We start from the raw sequence: 14,649 nt of genomic DNA, 5'->3' as shown, positions 1-14,649 counted from the left end.
GGTAGAGTTGCTTACCGCGATCAAGGCTCGCCTCCTCGCATTCTCCTCATCGGTGCCCTGACGTCCGAGACGGCCGGCGTTCGCTTGCCCACTGCCCGGTAGAGCCGGAGAATGGAGTCCTGCCCCGGCCTCTTCCCGCCGGGGGGCCGGGAGGGACATCTCCATGAGCGGCATGCGGACTCGTCGAGAGGTGCTGGCCGGGATCGGGGCGGGCCTCGCGGGGCTCGGCCTGGGGACCACGTCGGCGCGGGCACGGCCCCCCGGGCCGAATGAGCGGCTCAACCTGGCGATCGTCGGCTGCGGCGGACAGGGGGCGGAGAACCTCAAGGAGGTCGCGGTTGAGAACATCGTCGCGCTCTGTGACGTGGACGACCATCGCGCGGCGGAGGCATTCGCGAAGTTCCCCAAGGCGCAGCGGTTCCGCGACTATCGACGGATGCTCGACGCGATCCATGGCCAGGTCGACGCCGTCGTCGTCACCACGCCCGACCACATGCACGCCCCGATCAGCCTGGCCGCCATGGACCTGGGCAAGCACGTCTACTGCGAGAAGCCGCTGACCTGGAGCATCGACGAGGCCCGGCGGATGGCGAAGGTCGCGGCCGAGAAGAAGCTCGCCACCCAGATGGGGACGCAGGGCATGGCCGAGGACGGGGCGAGGGCCGGCATCGAGGCCATTCGCTCGGGCGTGCTCGGCGTGGTCAAGGAGCTGCACGTCTGGACCGATCGCCCCGCGGGATGGTGGCCCCAGGGCATCGACCGACCCGCCGATCGGCCTCCCGCCCGCGAGGGATTCGACTGGAACCTCTGGCTGGGCGTCGCGCCGGAACGGCCCTATCATCCGGCCTACTCGCCCTTCATCTGGCGGGGCTGGAAGGACTTCGGCACCGGCGCCGTGGGCGACATGGGCATCCACAACGCCGCCATGCCGTTCGCCGCCCTGGACCTGGACGCGCCGGTCTCCGCCGAGCTCGTCGCCACCTCCGGCCTCAAGGCGGAGACCTTCCCGCTCTGGTCGCGGATCAAGGTCGAGTTCGCGGCCAGGGCCGGCCGCGGGCCGATCACGCTGCACTGGTACGACGGCGGCCAGAAGCCCTCCGCGGATCTCGTCGGCGGCCGCAAGCTCGCGGACAACGGCGCGATCGTCGTGGGGACGACGGGGGTGCTCTCCTCGGCCGAGTGGACCGGCGGCGACTGGGCGCTCCTGCCGGCGGAGAGGTTCCGCGACTTCAGGGCCCCCGCCCCGTCCGTCCCGCGGGCCCCCGGCGGCAGCCATCACCAGGAATGGCTCCGCGCCTGCCGGGGCGGCCCGCCGGCCTTCTGCCGGTTCGACGGCTTCGCGGCCCGCCTGACGGAGACCATGCTCGTGGCCAACCTCGCCATCCGGACCGGCCGCAAGATCGACTGGGACGCGGCCTCGATGACCGCGCACGGGTGCCCGGAGGCCGAGCCGTTCATCCGGCGGCCGTATCGCGAGGGCTGGTGAGGACCCAAGCCATCGATCCTGGAGGAAGGCGCAGCCATGGCGAGCAAGGGTAAGGTCAAGGTCGGGATCATCGGCTCCGGCTTCGAGGCGGACATCCACGCGGCCTCGTTCCGGATCATGCCGGACGAGGCCGAGGTCGTCGCGGTGGCCTCGCCGACGCCCGGCAACGCGGAGTCGCTGGCGCGTCGTTACGAGATCCCGCGCGTCTTCCTCGACTACCGGGCGATGCTCGCCGAGCCGGACATCGAGATGGTCACCATCACCGCGCCCAATGCGCTCCACGCCCGGATGACGATCGACGCGGCGGCGGCCGGCAAGCACGTCGTCTGCGAGAAGCCCCTCTGCATGACCCTGGAGGAGGCGGACGCGATGATCGAGGCCTGCCGCCATCACGGCGTCCTTCTGATGTACGCCGAGGAGCTCTTCTTCACGCCCAAGTACGTCCAGGCAAAGCGGATGGCCGACGAGGGGGCCTTCGGCCGGGTCCACCTGGTGAAGCAGTCGGAGAAGCACTCCGGCCCGCACGGCGACTGGTTCTGGGACGTCTCGAAGTCCGGCGGCGGCGTGTTCATGGACATGGGCTGTCACGGCATCGCCTTCTGCTACTGGTTCCTGGGCCGCCCCGCGATCCAGGGCGTCTACTGCCAGATGAGCACCCAGGTCCACGGCGATAAGACCCGCGGCGAGGACGAGTGCCTCTGCATCCTCACCTTCGAGGGGGGCGCCGTCGGGCTGATCGAGAATAGCTGGACGCGGCTCGGCGGGATGGACGACCGGGTGGAGGTCTACGGCTCGGCCGGGCTCACCCTGGCGAATCTCCACATGGGGAACTCGCTGCCGACCTACAGCGAGCCGGGCTACGGCTATGCCGTCGAGAAGGCCCCGAGCACGAAGGGGTGGAGCTATCCGGTCTTCGAGGAACTCTGGAACTACGGCTTCCCTCAGGAGATGCACCACTTCGCCCGCTGCGTGCGGGGCAAGGAATCGCCGATCGCCACCGGCGAGGATGGCCGGATCGTCCAGGAAGTCCTCCTGGCCGGATATCGATCCGCCCGCATGGGCGCGAGGGTGGACCTCCCGTACCGCCCCGCCGGCATCAAGCGGCCCATCGACCTGTGGCTGGGAGGGGAAAACTAACCACAGAGGCACAGAGAGCACAGAGAAGAAGGGAAGAGAATAAAATACTAAGACAATTTTATATTTTAATAACAGGTAATATAACAGCGACCAGCAGAGGGCGTGCAAACACGGCGCGGCAGCCGCCTCGCACTAACCCACCTGATTTCATGTTTCCCCCTCTTCTCGTCCCCCCGTCTTCTCCGTGTCCTCTGTGCCTCTGTGGTTAGTCCTTCCCCGCTATTTGCCCCGGGCGCGGGCGAGGAGTGCCTGGAGCGCCTTGCGGAGGTCGACCATGGTCTGGAAGCGCTCGGCCGGATCCTTGCGGAGGCAGCGCTGGACGACCTGATCGACGGCGCCGGCCATGCGGGCGTAGGGCCTGACGACGAACGGGGCCGCCGAGGGGGGCGCATATTTCGTGTGCTGGCGGGCGAGCATCTCGATCGACCTGCCCGCGAAGGGGAGGTGGCCGGCGAGCATCTCGAAGAGGACGACGCCGAAGGCGTAGATGTCCGCCCGGACGTCCGCCGTGGCGGCGTCCACGAACTGCTCCGGGGCCATGTAGGCGCCGGTCCCGAGCCTCACGCCGATCCGGGTCAGGCGCGGATTCTCGGGACCGTCGGACGCGAGGGCATATTCGGCGGTCGACTGATCCTGGGTCGTCGGCCGGGCCTGGGTCGTGGCCACCTGCGGGGCCCGATCCCTCGGGTCGCTGAAGACGATCGCCTGGGGGGCCCGCGGCGCGGAGGCCAGGGGGATCGAGCCGTCCGGAAGTTCGGGCTGGACGGCAATCATCTCCTCACAGATCCGCGCCAGCCCGAAGTCCGTGATCTTGAGGATCCCGTCCTCGGTGACCATCAGGTTCCCGGGCTTGATGTCCCGGTGGCAGTTCAGGCCCTGGCGGCCGGCGTGCTCCATGCCGTGGCAGAACTGGATGCCCAACCGCAGGGCCTGGAGCAGGTCCAGGCGACTCGTTCCGATCCAGCGGACGAGGTCCCCCCCCTGGACCAGCTCGAGGACGACGAACGGCCGGCCGTCGAGGATCTCGACCGCGTGGGCCTGGACGATGTTGGGATGATGGCCGAGCTGGACCCAGAGCCGGCACTCGGTCGCGAATCGGGTGCGGCGGATCCGGTTCCCCAGCAGATCGTCGCGCAGGGTCTTGAGGGCGACCACCGCGCGCCCGGCCGCAGCCCTGTGGTCATGCACCACATAGACCCAGCTCATGCCGCCTTCGTGGACGTCGAAGATCTCGAATCGGTCGCCGATCCAGTCGCCCACGCGCAGGCTGCCCTGCATGAGGATTCACCTCGCTCATCGACCCTTGAGCCACACCGGTGCGAGAAGCCCCGCGCGGTATTATACGCCCGAGGTCGCCCGGCCGGGGGCTTTCCGGTCCGTTTGGCACAAGGCCCGGCGAGGGCTAATGCTCTGCCAACACTAGGAATCCGGGTTTCAGGACAGACAGGAATGTCTGTCCCCCGGGTTCAAAGCCAGGTGTGTTGAAGATTACGGAGGACAGGCATTCCTGCCTGTCCTGTGGCCAACCCGATAGATATGCTGCCACAAAGCACTAGCATCCGCGGCCCAGTTCCCAATCGATGGCGGTCAGGCGGTAGAGGCGATTGGGGAGGCCGGCGAAGACGATATCCGTGTCGTAGCGAAACCCGAGCTTCTCCATGACGCGGCGGGAAGCCAGGTTGTCGGGCAGGGTCCAGCTCGCCACCTCGGGAAGGCGAAGCTCGCGGAAGCCGATATCCAGGCTGGCCGCCGCCATCTCGGTGGCAAGGCCGCGATTCCAGTGGTCGTGGATCACGGCGTAGACCAGTCCTACGGTCTCCTGGCCCTCGATGCTGTACGACTGCAAGCCAGCCCGGCCGAGGAATTGCCGGGTCTGCCGGTCGCGGAAGATCCAGAGCCCGAACCCATGCCGCCGCCAGTGGGCCTCGTTCTGAATGAGCCCTTCCTTGGTGACATGATCCGGCAGGGGCTGACCGTCCACCGAGAGCGTCTTCATGATCTGGGGATACAGATGCATGCGGCGGACATCGGCATAGTCGGCCTCGGTCAGCCGCTCGGCCACCATCCTCGGAGTCGACAGCCTCTCGATCCCCTCCATCGGGCGCCCGTTCTTCAGTACGACCATAGGACGCGGTCGCTTTCACCACGAATCATGGATGGATCTTCACTCCACTCCATTCTACGACACGGGGAGGGGGCTGTCGATCTGGAGGAGGCGGGGCGAGGAAGGATGGATCAGGATCGCCGGCATGGCTCGGCGTGCGCAGGCCGAGCGGGCGGGAAAGCCGCCGGAGGAAGCGCGGGGATGGTCCCGGTGACGCTCCCTCCCGGAGCCGAATTCCACGATGGGGCAAGGTCTCGATGTCACTCGGCGGTGGTGGCCCTGGGGCGGCCGCGGCCGCGACGCGGGGTCTCGGGCTCCGCGGGGGCGGTGGCGAACCGCGAACTCGGCTCGGGAGCGGGGGCGGAGGCCATGACCGGAGGGGGGATGATGGGCAGGAGCCGATAGGACTCCTCGACGATCCGCGCGATCCCGTCCGCCATCGGCGAGGCCAGCAGCATCCGGAACTTCTCGATCAGCTCGTCGGCCCGATCATGCCCGCCCTGACGCTCGACCCCCAGGCTGAAGACCGGGTGGCCGCCCATGGAGCCCCCTTCCCCTTCCGCGTGGGCCTGCGTCTCCCCCAGCACGGGAGTCGAATCCAGCAGGATCTCGAGCGGGACGCCCAGCGCCCGGGAGATCCGCCGCAAGGTCCCCGCCTGGGGCTTGCTCGTGTTGCCTCGCTCAATCTGGTAGAGAGCGGTCCGGGAAATCTTCGCGCGGCTGGCCAGTTCGTCGGGGCCCCACCCCTTGGAATATCGCAGGTCGCGAATTCGTTTCGCCAGGTTCATAGATCGCCTCAATTGGTAATGGGTTCTTCGGTGCCCCCAATCATTATACGCGTTTCATGCCGAGCCGACGACATTTTCGCGACATTTTTTCGCAGGCTCCGATCATAATTCGTCGCCAAACCCACCGCTTCGGCCTGCTCTCCCCATGTGCCAAACTAGACCCAGACTACGCCGCACCGCGAATCCAGCCCTCGGAACGGTCCCCTCATTCCTGCATTATTGTATGCGAAAGCGGCGAAGAGCATCGAACGGCGGGCCCTCCTCCGGACGCGACCAGCCCGCCGAGGGCACAAGCCATATTAAAAAGTGTTTACCTCGGGCACTCGCCCGCGAGCCCGGATGCACGCGGAGGCTCAGCAACAATCTGCACTGATCCTGATCTTTCAGGTCTATCTCGTATCAATCCGCACATGCTCCCAAGGGACCACGCCCGGATTCGTCCGGCGGACCACCGCAAAGGCAGGTTGGGGGCGCAAGGGACCCTTTCCCAGCCTCCGCAGGCTGGTGGGGTTTTCTCAACCTTGCTCATTCACCCCCTTGTCGATCCCGACAGGCGGCGTTATCGTCATGGGGTGCAATCACGAAGACGGCACATCATAGATGATTGCAGTCATTAATGCAAGGTGTGTCCTTGTGAGATAAGCTTGGGTCGGACGGTCTTTGGGGAGTATTCATCCCATGCGGGACTCGATCAGGAACTTCGACCTGTACTGGCAATCGTCCGCCCTTTCACCTGCCATTATCTCGAAGCGGCCGCGGGTCCCGGCCTATCGAGTGGGCGAGCCACTCCGGGTGGGCCGTTGCTCCTGGCCTATCGGCTCCCACTACAATTATAGCGAGAATGGGCACGAGCTCGTCCTAATTCGTTCATCGATCGACGACGGGGCGATCCTCGATGTCCGGCGCGGGGAGGCGGAGTTCGCGATCACGACCCATCCTTCGATGATCCTCTTCGCCTATCGATTCGGTCGATCGATCCCCTGGTCCGACGCCCCCTATTCCTGGCACATGAGGGCGGACGCGTCGCGGCTGGTGCCCCCGGTGGACACGTCTCCCGAGGCCAGGGCGCTGCTCTGGGTCTCGCTCGTGGGCGCGGAGGACGGGATGATCCACGCGCAGCGAGGCCTCGTCCTGGCCCCCGCGTTCACCCGGACGCTGGAGGCTGCGATCCGTCGGCAGGCACTCGGCCCGTTCGATCCGCATGGTTGCGTGGCCGCGGTCCAGGACGTCCTGGTCCGCGTCCCGTCGCCCCAGGATCGGCTGCGGCTGGCGACCTCGCGGACCCTCGGCAATTGTTGAGCGGCCGTGGAGGGTAGGACCGCGGCTCAGGGCGATCCGTCGCGATAGCCGAGGACCCCGGACCAGAGCCCCTCATAATCGCGAACGACCCGGCGGATCGAGAACTCCCGTTCCACCCGGGCGCGGCCCGCAAGGCCGAGTGCCCGGCAAGTAGCGGGATCCCGGGCCGCTTCTCCCAGCGCCGCGGCCAGTGCCGGCGGGTCATCGGGCGGGACGAGCCAGCCGGTCTCGCCGGGGATGACCAGTTCATCGGTCCCTTCCACGGCCGTGGCGACGACCGCCCGCCGCGCGGCCATCGCCTCGAGGACCACGTTGGGCATCCCCTCCCAGAGCGAGGCCAGCACGAGCAGGTCGGCCGTCGCCAGCAGATCCGGCACGTCGCGTCGTGGGCCCAGCCAGTGGATCCGGCCGTTCAGAACCTCCGACCCGGCGATCCGATCCAGGAGCCAGCCCCGGTCGGGCCCGTCGCCGGCCAGGGCGAGGTGCCAGTCGGGGCAATCGGGGATGACTCGCTCCGCCGCGTCCAGGAGCGGGGCAAGCCCCTTCTGGAGGGTCAGCCGGCCCACCTGGATCGCCAGGAAGGCATGATCCGGTATACCCAGCTCCGACCTCGGCACAGCCGCGGCAACGTCATACGGTCGTGGGTCGATGCCGTTGGGGATCACGGTCAGGCGACGAGGGTCCAGCCGGCCGGCCTGGACGCTGAACCGGCGGACCCCCTCGGAGACGCAGACCGAGCCCGCGGCCAGCCAGCCCGTGATCCGGTCGAGCGTCAGGTGCCAGCCCTTCTCTCGCTCCGCGACGCGCAGCCCGCCGATCACCCATGGCCGCCCGGCGAAGGGCGCGGCGAGCCGGGCCGCGAGGTTGGCATGGAAGAGGAAGCTCTGCACGAGTTCCGGCCGTCTCCGCCTCAGGGCCCGGATCAATCGCGCCACGACCGCGAACGGCCGACGCGGGCTCCCCCCCAGGCATTCGCAGTCGATCCCCGCGCGCCTCAGCTCGACGGCCAGCTCGCCCTCGCCTCCCAGCGCGATCACCGACGGCTCCCAGCGGCCGCGGTCCAACTGCGTCGCCAGGTTCACGAGTGCCCGCTCCGCCCCGCCGACGTCCAGGTCGGTGATCACCATCGCCACCCGGACCGGGCGCGCGGGCCGGGGATCGAAGCGAGCGGTGCGGAGGCGATCGGCGAGCGTCTGCAAGTCGTGACGGCCCTTCTCGCATGCCCCGCTATCGGTGGCACGACGTCCCTCGCGCCGACGGCCCCGACGCGGGCCGCATCCTCGACGCCGACTCCATTGTAACCGCCTCGCCGATCCCGAACGCGGGGCCCGCGCGGTCGAATCCCGCACCATGGAAACCGGGCGGACCCGTCATCCGGAAGTTCGAAGCATCCCCGCGTCTTTCCTCGCGACCCCGCCCCCCTCCCGACCGCGTTCGGATTGTCGTCACGCCCGAAATCCGCGACGACCGGCCCGGATCGACGGCCACCCCATCGCGGTCGCGGATGTCGCCATCCGGCTCCGAGCGGCCACTTCCCCCGCCGCGAGCCGGCAAGAGGATGGCTCCCCATGAACGCCCCTGCCGGAGGACCCGGCGAGTCCCGGGCGATGCGCCACAAGGCCCCGCGAGACTGACCCTCCGGGCGGCCGTGACCCAGCGAAGCGACGCCCAGGGATCACCTCGGCCGGACCCCACTCCATTGTCTCTGAGCATGAGCCAGGGCCACACGGTCGAGGTGTCGCGGGCCGAATGCGATCAACGTCTCACCCGAGGTTCACACCCCGTCGGGTCCGTAAGCCGTCGGGGGCCGGGCTGGGCCCGGTTGTTGGGAGGGAGCGAAGCAATCCTGCAACTCGAGAGTCGCCTTCAATCCAGCACGTCTTTCCCATGGCCCCGGATTGGCTTCGTTTGTCGCATTGATGGTCGCTTACGATAACAGTTAAGTCTCATCTCTGTCTAGTTTTAGGCTCGCTCCCAAAATTGGCTTTGCTCCCCAATTTCTGCGACTTCCGCCGGCCCGCGTCCTCCGCGCGGGCCGGCGCCGGTGCGTTCCTCACCGACACCGAATTGCCAAATATCCTTCCGGAGTTCCCGCGCGCACGGCGCGCAAGAATCCCTCCCTACTCAATACAGTCCCGGAGAGCCCGATCCGAGTTTCACAAAAATGGAGAAAATCGGCGGGCGTTCCCCTACAATCGCGCGGTGGCAGTCAGTAGACCCGGACAGGCGCCACCCCCATGCGACTCCTCTTCTCGTCGATCGATGGCCTCCTTGACCCTTCGAGCGGCGCGGCGATCGCCACCCGTGAGTTGGTGGAGTTGCTCTCCGGCCGCGCGTCCGAATGCCGGGCGTTCACGGCCGGGGTGCTCGATGACAAGGAGGAGACGTCCCTGGACCAGGCCCTCGGCGCGCTCGGGCTGCCGGCGGCTCGGTTCGCGGCGGACCTGGGCGGGGGACGCGCGGCGGAGGTCATCGACGTGGAGGCGGGGCGCGTCAGGTGCACGATCCTGGCCACGCGATCGAGCCGCGCGGAGCGATCGCCGGACCGGGAGGAATCGGCGAGCTTCCTCGAGCTGGCCACGCAGGTCCTCGACCGCTTCCGGCCCGACGCCCTGCCCCGCCAAGGGGATGAGCGTCTTCAGCCGGATCGCGATCGAGCTGAACGCCCGCCGCCCGGACATCCCGCTGCTAGTCGTCGAGGGCCGCGGCACGGCCGAGGCCCTGGAACGATTGCCCGTGCACCTCTCAGGGCTGGCGAACCTGAACCGGATCGCCGTCAGGCCCGACCCTCGCGACTTCTACCGCGTCAGTCGGGCCGCGAATCTCGAAGGCCAAACATCGACATCGAAGGCGGCCCTGGGAGCGGGTCGGCCGGAGATCGTCAACACCGATCAGGGGTCCCAGTACACGGCGCGGAACGACATCGAAGGCCAGGAGCCCAAAGCGGATCATCGAAGGCCAGGCATCCGAAGTGGATACGGGATGCCACTTCTCACGCCCCAGACTTCTCTATTTTGTGTGCGTGGCCACTGAGTCCCGTGGCCACAGAGTCCGACGGTAGAAGCCGGTCGACTATCCGGTATCATATCCATGCTCATATCTCGTCATTCTCTGGATGCTGAACCACCGCCCCTCATCTGGTGTTCTGATGGCCGGAGTTCAAGTCATCAACAGGCGTCACCAACTCAACGTCTCTACATATTGTGGGGCTCCATCTTGTTTTATCGCCGTTCCTTGGCCAGAATATGCGGTCGACGTCATCTCATTTGAGATCAATGGGCCTGTACGGGTTCGCAATGCACTTCCGCTTTGCGGGGGACTCACGTCAATGGCCACCGATTCTCACCCAATCACAACATCATCAGCACAGGCAAAAACCGAGCGTGTGCGGCTCTATTCAACGATCAGCAGGTTCTCGTCTCGCCCGTGGTTCGCATCGTTGCTGATCTGGCTGTTTGCCTGGTTCGTCCTGGGGGGGCTACTGACCGGAAACCCAACGAGAGGCGCCGGACGCATGGAGGTTCCGTCACTGACCTGTCGCGATCTCGAGGTCGTAGGGGATGACGGAAAGCCGAGGATTCGACTGGCCACCACCAACTCTGGTGCCATCTTCTCGATCTTGAATTCGGACGGCCGTCTCCTGATGGATGCGATATCGAATAAGGACGGGCGGATCTCTCTAACGCTACGGGATGGCAAGGGAACTGATAAACTGGTTCTGTCCTCTTCGGATGAAGGTGGCTCGGCGGTCAGGTTGTACGACAACCACGGAACGCCGCGTGCTTCACTTTCCTTGGTCAGGGACGATTACCCTAACTTATGCCTCTATAATCAAAGAGGAGAACAAAAGATCGTCCTTTCGACAATGAACAACAATTATTGCACGATGCGTTTCATAGGTGTGGGCAACCGTGATCGAGTCAAGCTCGCCATGGACGGAACGAAGAGCGATTATCCCTCAATCGGGCTCTGCGATAAGGAAGGCATACCCGTTCTTTCGGCCGTACTTCTGGAGGACTCGCCTAGAATCAACCTGCTTCATCAAGGAAAGGTCAGGTCCACCTTGTCTCTGGCGGACGATGGAAGACCAGCTATTAGCATTAGAGATAACCACGAGGAATTATTATCAATTCTATCCGTTGATGATCGAGGGCGCCCGATTTCCAGCAGCAAGTAGGGAGAGTCAGACGCAGGAGACCGACAACGGGACATTCCTGGGACTGAGGGGCATCGGGAGGACGAATAGGAGTACAATGGCCAGGCACCGGGGGAGGCAGTCAAGGTAATCGACATGGGGTGGAGGGTCGATGCGGTCGCGTATCAATCGCCAGCTTCTCTATCTTGGGAACGTGGCCTCTGAGTCTTAGCCCTGATTCCCGGTAAAGAATCGACGAGCCGCTCGGGAGGTATTCTTCCTTACCTCTCCAAATCCTATATCTTGGGAGCGTGGCCACTCATGCCTCCTCATCGCACAAGTCAATCGTTGAGAAGATCGAAAAATGCAGCCGGCAGGGATGTCAGTTTGTACTGAATTCGGAGACTTTTCAATGAATCGGCAGTACGGTGATTCCCACTATACCACCCGGATGATCGAAGACAGAGCAGAAGGGTTTGTGGGTTACGAGCTAATGCGACAGCGACAAGGGAGCGACGATTGCATAGCCAGAATTCTCTTTTGGGACAGTTCCGGACAATTCTCGCTTGAGACCTTGGGCGGCGACGTTCCACTCGATATTCTTGAAGAGTTGGTTGGCGAAGCCAAAAGCTCGATCAAGTTCGCATAACTCGCGGGGAGCGCGGACGGCGGAAAGTCAGAGGGATGCGGATAACACCGAAGGGGGCGGATAAGGGATGGATAAGAGGTCAGGGGGCGGATGGGCGGATACGGGGTCGTTCTGGTGTGCGACCGGTGTTCAGTAGGACTGGGGGTTTTCCGTCCTGGGGCGGATCGACGCTTGCGAGAGCATGTTGGCAAGGTCATGCTGTCGAATTGACTCGCGTGAGAGGGAGCGAATCGAATGCCTCGATCGGCACGAGCTTCGGCGGCCGGGTATTGCGACCACGCGATCGACCGCGGGAATGCTCGGGCCGAGGTCTTCCACAAGCCGGAGGATTACGCCGCGTTCCTGCGGGTGGTGGCGGAGGCGGGTCTGCGGACGCCGATGCGGGTGGTCGCGTACGTGCTTGTGCCGAACCACTTCCACCTGGTGTTCTGGCCGAGTGGCGACGGCGATCTGAGCCGGTGGATGCGGTGGTTGCTGACGGCCCACGTCCGCCGCTATCGGCGCCACCACGGCGGCAACGGTCATGTCCGGCACGGTCGGTTCAAGGCGTTCCGGATCGAGGAGTCTCAACATATGATGCCGGTGATCCGGTACGTCGAGCGGAACGCGTTGCGGGCGGGGCTGGTCGATCGAGCCGAGCAATGGCCATGGTCCAGCCTCCGGGGAAACGACCTGCCGGTACTCGACCCCGGTCCGGTCCCCCGCGGTCCCGACTGGCGGGGGCACGTCAACGCGCCGATGACGCACGGCGAGGTCGGTGCCATCCGCCTCTCGATGCGCCGCGATCGCCCTCATGGGTCGGAGACCTGGACGGTCGTGGCTGCCGTTCGCCTGGGATTGGAGTCCAGCTTGCGACCACGAGGACGTCAGCCGAGTGATATGCCTGAAACTGGACATCCCGAAGGAGAGTTACCCAGTCTTCCTGGACGCCAATCGTGAGCCAGAATGACTCCTTCAGAATTCTCGTGTGTCATGTCATCCTGTGACCTCTGCTGTTCCCGGTTTCAAGGCTAGCCGCACATTGAAATGCGCCGGCCCTGTACTTACCCCTATGAATTCAACGGTTAGTGGTCTAAGCTCCAGAGAGTGAGAGTTTTGAACTCCAGAAACTGACCCGGGGAGGTTCGCAAGTGACGACGCCAGAACTGCAAGAGCGGTCCAGAGCCCGGTCGATCCTTCTTTACCTCTGGCTCTTAGGCTGGCCTTTGCTTGGACCATTAGGATCTTGCTATATCACGCAGTCAACTGCTAGGGAAGCCGCGACAAGGACGATTTCTTGTGAGCGGCTAGAAATCGTCGGTCCCGACGGGAAAATGAAAGGAAGTTTCGAGGGAACGGAATCTGGTGCAAATCTATCGCTGAGAGATTCTCAAGGTCGCACTCGAATCTCTGCATTCACTGACGCGAAAGGAAGCCCTAGCGTTTTCCTGTGGGACAAGCAACTCAGAGAGAGGTTGGCTTTTCATGTGACCGATGACAATGAACCATCAGTCGAATTATTGGGCCAAGATGGAGGTATTCGAACTCGCCTCACCTTGCTAAAGAACGGGATACAGACTCTGTCTATGTCGGCCAACGATGGAAAGGAAGTAGTCTCTTTGGGCATACAAGAAAGTCAGAAGCCTAAACTTCAGATCAAGGACCCCAAATCAATGCAATCAATATCACTGTCTATTCCCGAAAATTCAGAGCGAGGGGCGAGCATGGAACTTGCTGACAAGGAGGGTAGGACTACCTTTATAGCGAGTCTACAATCAAACGGCCATCCCGCTTTAAACCTAATAGCCAATACACGCATTAGATCAAGCTATCTGCTGACATCTGATGGATCTCCATTGTTAACATTAAACAACAGAGATGGCGATATTGTTTACGCGATCGGCGTTGGCGATCAAGGCAAGCCATTTTCTGGGGAGGTTCCAATCAACAAAGCGGATGCGAATGAGAGAAAGAGTGGTGAGAATGGCGATAGCGAAGAAGTCATCAACGCGGGTAGGGAGTCGAGCCTTGGATCGAAAAGTGTAAACGTACAAGCGAACGGGCGACGGTGACGCCGAGAGGGCCGGATGGGGTGTCAGGAGCGCCGGATAAGGGATCAGTAGTCGAATCGCCAGCCGTAGGATCGGAGAAGGAAGAGGGTGGAAAAGACCGCCATTCAGTTTTCGGTTCCGAGACGTGAGACGGACGGAGAACGCGGCTCGCAAGGGCCGCGAGCGAGTGGGATACACGTGGCCATGTAGTGGCCGGACCGAGCGGGCTACACCTGTCATTTACCATAGCTTACATGAAGTTATCTTTATTCATCAGAGGAGTGACCGCACGCCGCCGCACCAGGCGTTTGGTGATCCGACAGGGCGCCGCGCTCTTGTCGAAGGCTTCGAGGAGCCACGGTATCAGCAAGGCGTTGTCCGATCCCCTCGGCCCGCTCCGGCTACGTGTGGTCCACGGGGATGCTTGTAGGTGTTTTGCGTAGCCTGTAGCCTGCGACCACGGGGACATCAGCCGAGTGCCATCCTGGATTCTAACCCCCCGGAAGAAGAGTTGCCGAGTTTACGTGGTCACCGGTTGTGAATCAGAATGCCTCCCAAGCTTATGTGAACCAGATTGCGCATAAAAGTGATATCCATACGCTTTTGTATTCTTATCCCGTGATACCGCATATGCATTTCAATGAGCGTTAATGGTCTACGTCCCAACTCGCTACCGAGGTGTCAGATGAAGTCCAGGCCTCCGGTTCACGCCGTATTTCTAGGAGTGTGTGCACTGGCTTGGGTGGTCGGTTTCACCGTGCGACAACTGCGATCTGAGGAATACTCCCTTAAAGGGGAAGCCCAACCGGAGAAGGAGCGCAAAGGCAAAGTGGAAGATCCTCTAGGACACGTTGTCGATCTCAGCAAGCTCTCGGATGGGCAGTTAGAGGGCTTGCTGGAGCTTACCAAGGCAAAATATGATCGTGCTATGAGGGAGAGGGAGCAAATTCGTAAAGAAGTCGAGGCGTTCTTGGCCTACGCCAAACTGTTCGATAACCTGCGTCCGGAAGTCCCTGCCAGA

General features: G+C 63.7%; 14 protein-coding genes. 9 read left to right on the top strand and 5 right to left on the bottom strand.

Going from position 1 to position 14,649, the window contains the following annotated elements; translation table 11 throughout:
- The first annotated feature begins 163 nt into the window (after positions 1-163).
- Both G6O54_RS34810 and G6O54_RS34805 read left to right on the top strand, forming a co-directional pair.
- Positions 164-1,486, top strand: coding sequence for a Gfo/Idh/MocA family protein (locus G6O54_RS34810; protein WP_205679141.1), 1,323 nt, complete (start codon positions 164-166; stop codon positions 1,484-1,486).
- Positions 1,487-1,522: 36 nt separating this feature from the next.
- Positions 1,523-2,623 (top strand): Gfo/Idh/MocA family protein, encoded by a 1,101-nt coding sequence (locus G6O54_RS34805; protein ID WP_165234865.1) that lies wholly within the window; start codon positions 1,523-1,525, stop codon positions 2,621-2,623.
- Positions 2,624-2,842: 219 nt separating this feature from the next.
- Here G6O54_RS34805 and G6O54_RS34800 read toward each other — a convergent pair whose 3' ends face one another.
- The 3 genes from G6O54_RS34800 to G6O54_RS34790 form a co-directional block, all read right to left on the bottom strand.
- Positions 2,843-3,901 (bottom strand): serine/threonine-protein kinase, encoded by a 1,059-nt coding sequence (locus G6O54_RS34800; protein WP_165234862.1) that lies wholly within the window; start codon positions 3,899-3,901, stop codon positions 2,843-2,845.
- Between the two features lie 274 nt (positions 3,902-4,175).
- Positions 4,176-4,721, bottom strand: a complete 546-nt coding sequence (locus tag G6O54_RS34795; protein WP_165234859.1) for a GNAT family N-acetyltransferase — start codon at positions 4,719-4,721, stop codon at positions 4,176-4,178.
- A gap of 266 nt (positions 4,722-4,987) precedes the next feature.
- Positions 4,988-5,515: a helix-turn-helix domain-containing protein gene (locus G6O54_RS34790; RefSeq protein WP_165234857.1), complete on the bottom strand. Its 528-nt coding sequence runs from the start codon at positions 5,513-5,515 to the stop codon at positions 4,988-4,990.
- A gap of 678 nt (positions 5,516-6,193) precedes the next feature.
- Between G6O54_RS34790 and G6O54_RS34785 the strand changes: the two genes are divergently transcribed.
- Complete coding sequence (locus tag G6O54_RS34785; protein WP_165234854.1) at positions 6,194-6,814, top strand: hypothetical protein; 621 nt, start codon at positions 6,194-6,196, stop codon at positions 6,812-6,814.
- A gap of 26 nt (positions 6,815-6,840) precedes the next feature.
- Here G6O54_RS34785 and G6O54_RS34780 read toward each other — a convergent pair whose 3' ends face one another.
- Positions 6,841-8,013: a glycosyltransferase gene (locus G6O54_RS34780; RefSeq protein ID WP_165234851.1), complete on the bottom strand. Its 1,173-nt coding sequence runs from the start codon at positions 8,011-8,013 to the stop codon at positions 6,841-6,843.
- A 1,010-nt stretch (positions 8,014-9,023) separates the two neighbouring features.
- Positions 9,024-9,395: a hypothetical protein gene (locus G6O54_RS34775; RefSeq protein WP_165234849.1), complete on the bottom strand. Its 372-nt coding sequence runs from the start codon at positions 9,393-9,395 to the stop codon at positions 9,024-9,026.
- Positions 9,396-9,442: 47 nt separating this feature from the next.
- Between G6O54_RS34775 and G6O54_RS34770 the strand changes: the two genes are divergently transcribed.
- From G6O54_RS34770 to G6O54_RS34750, 6 genes are all read left to right on the top strand, one after another.
- Positions 9,443-9,847: a hypothetical protein gene (locus tag G6O54_RS34770; RefSeq protein ID WP_165234846.1), complete on the top strand. Its 405-nt coding sequence runs from the start codon at positions 9,443-9,445 to the stop codon at positions 9,845-9,847.
- 295 nt (positions 9,848-10,142) lie between these two features.
- A complete protein-coding gene (locus G6O54_RS34765; protein ID WP_165234843.1) occupies positions 10,143-10,991 on the top strand; it encodes a hypothetical protein in 849 nt (282 codons plus the stop codon).
- Between the two features lie 370 nt (positions 10,992-11,361).
- Positions 11,362-11,598, top strand: coding sequence for a hypothetical protein (locus tag G6O54_RS37550; RefSeq protein WP_205679140.1), 237 nt, complete (start codon positions 11,362-11,364; stop codon positions 11,596-11,598).
- 234 nt (positions 11,599-11,832) lie between these two features.
- A complete protein-coding gene (locus G6O54_RS34760; protein WP_165234841.1) occupies positions 11,833-12,537 on the top strand; it encodes a transposase in 705 nt (234 codons plus the stop codon).
- Between the two features lie 374 nt (positions 12,538-12,911).
- Positions 12,912-13,649, top strand: a complete 738-nt coding sequence (locus G6O54_RS34755; protein WP_165234838.1) for a hypothetical protein — start codon at positions 12,912-12,914, stop codon at positions 13,647-13,649.
- 664 nt (positions 13,650-14,313) lie between these two features.
- Positions 14,314-14,649, top strand: a 336-nt coding sequence (locus tag G6O54_RS34750; protein ID WP_165234835.1) for a hypothetical protein, incomplete at its 3' end; no start/stop codon positions are given.

It is taken from the genome of Aquisphaera insulae, from assembly GCF_011064615.1.
In the GTDB taxonomy this organism is placed as follows: domain Bacteria; phylum Planctomycetota; class Planctomycetia; order Isosphaerales; family Isosphaeraceae; genus Aquisphaera; species Aquisphaera insulae.
The sequence above is the reverse complement of the archived record's forward strand: the minus strand, read 5'-3'. Positions and strand labels throughout refer to the sequence as shown.

Excerpts from the sequence above, each read along its gene's own strand:
- G6O54_RS34810 (WP_205679141.1), top strand. The coding sequence starts at position 164 with ATGAGCGGCATGCGGACTCGTCGAGAGGTGCTGGCCGGGATCGGGGCG.
- G6O54_RS34805 (WP_165234865.1), top strand. The coding sequence starts at position 1,523 with ATGGCGAGCAAGGGTAAGGTCAAGGTCGGGATCATCGGCTCCGGCTTC.
- G6O54_RS34800 (WP_165234862.1), bottom strand. The coding sequence starts at position 3,901 with ATGCAGGGCAGCCTGCGCGTGGGCGACTGGATCGGCGACCGATTCGAG.
- G6O54_RS34795 (WP_165234859.1), bottom strand. The coding sequence starts at position 4,721 with ATGGAGGGGATCGAGAGGCTGTCGACTCCGAGGATGGTGGCCGAGCGG.
- G6O54_RS34790 (WP_165234857.1), bottom strand. The coding sequence starts at position 5,515 with ATGAACCTGGCGAAACGAATTCGCGACCTGCGATATTCCAAGGGGTGG.
- G6O54_RS34785 (WP_165234854.1), top strand. The coding sequence starts at position 6,194 with ATGCGGGACTCGATCAGGAACTTCGACCTGTACTGGCAATCGTCCGCC.
- G6O54_RS34770 (WP_165234846.1), top strand. The coding sequence starts at position 9,443 with ATGAGCGTCTTCAGCCGGATCGCGATCGAGCTGAACGCCCGCCGCCCG.
- G6O54_RS34765 (WP_165234843.1), top strand. The coding sequence starts at position 10,143 with ATGGCCACCGATTCTCACCCAATCACAACATCATCAGCACAGGCAAAA.
- G6O54_RS37550 (WP_205679140.1), top strand. The coding sequence starts at position 11,362 with ATGAATCGGCAGTACGGTGATTCCCACTATACCACCCGGATGATCGAA.
- G6O54_RS34760 (WP_165234841.1), top strand. The coding sequence starts at position 11,833 with ATGCCTCGATCGGCACGAGCTTCGGCGGCCGGGTATTGCGACCACGCG.
- G6O54_RS34755 (WP_165234838.1), top strand. The coding sequence starts at position 12,912 with ATGAAAGGAAGTTTCGAGGGAACGGAATCTGGTGCAAATCTATCGCTG.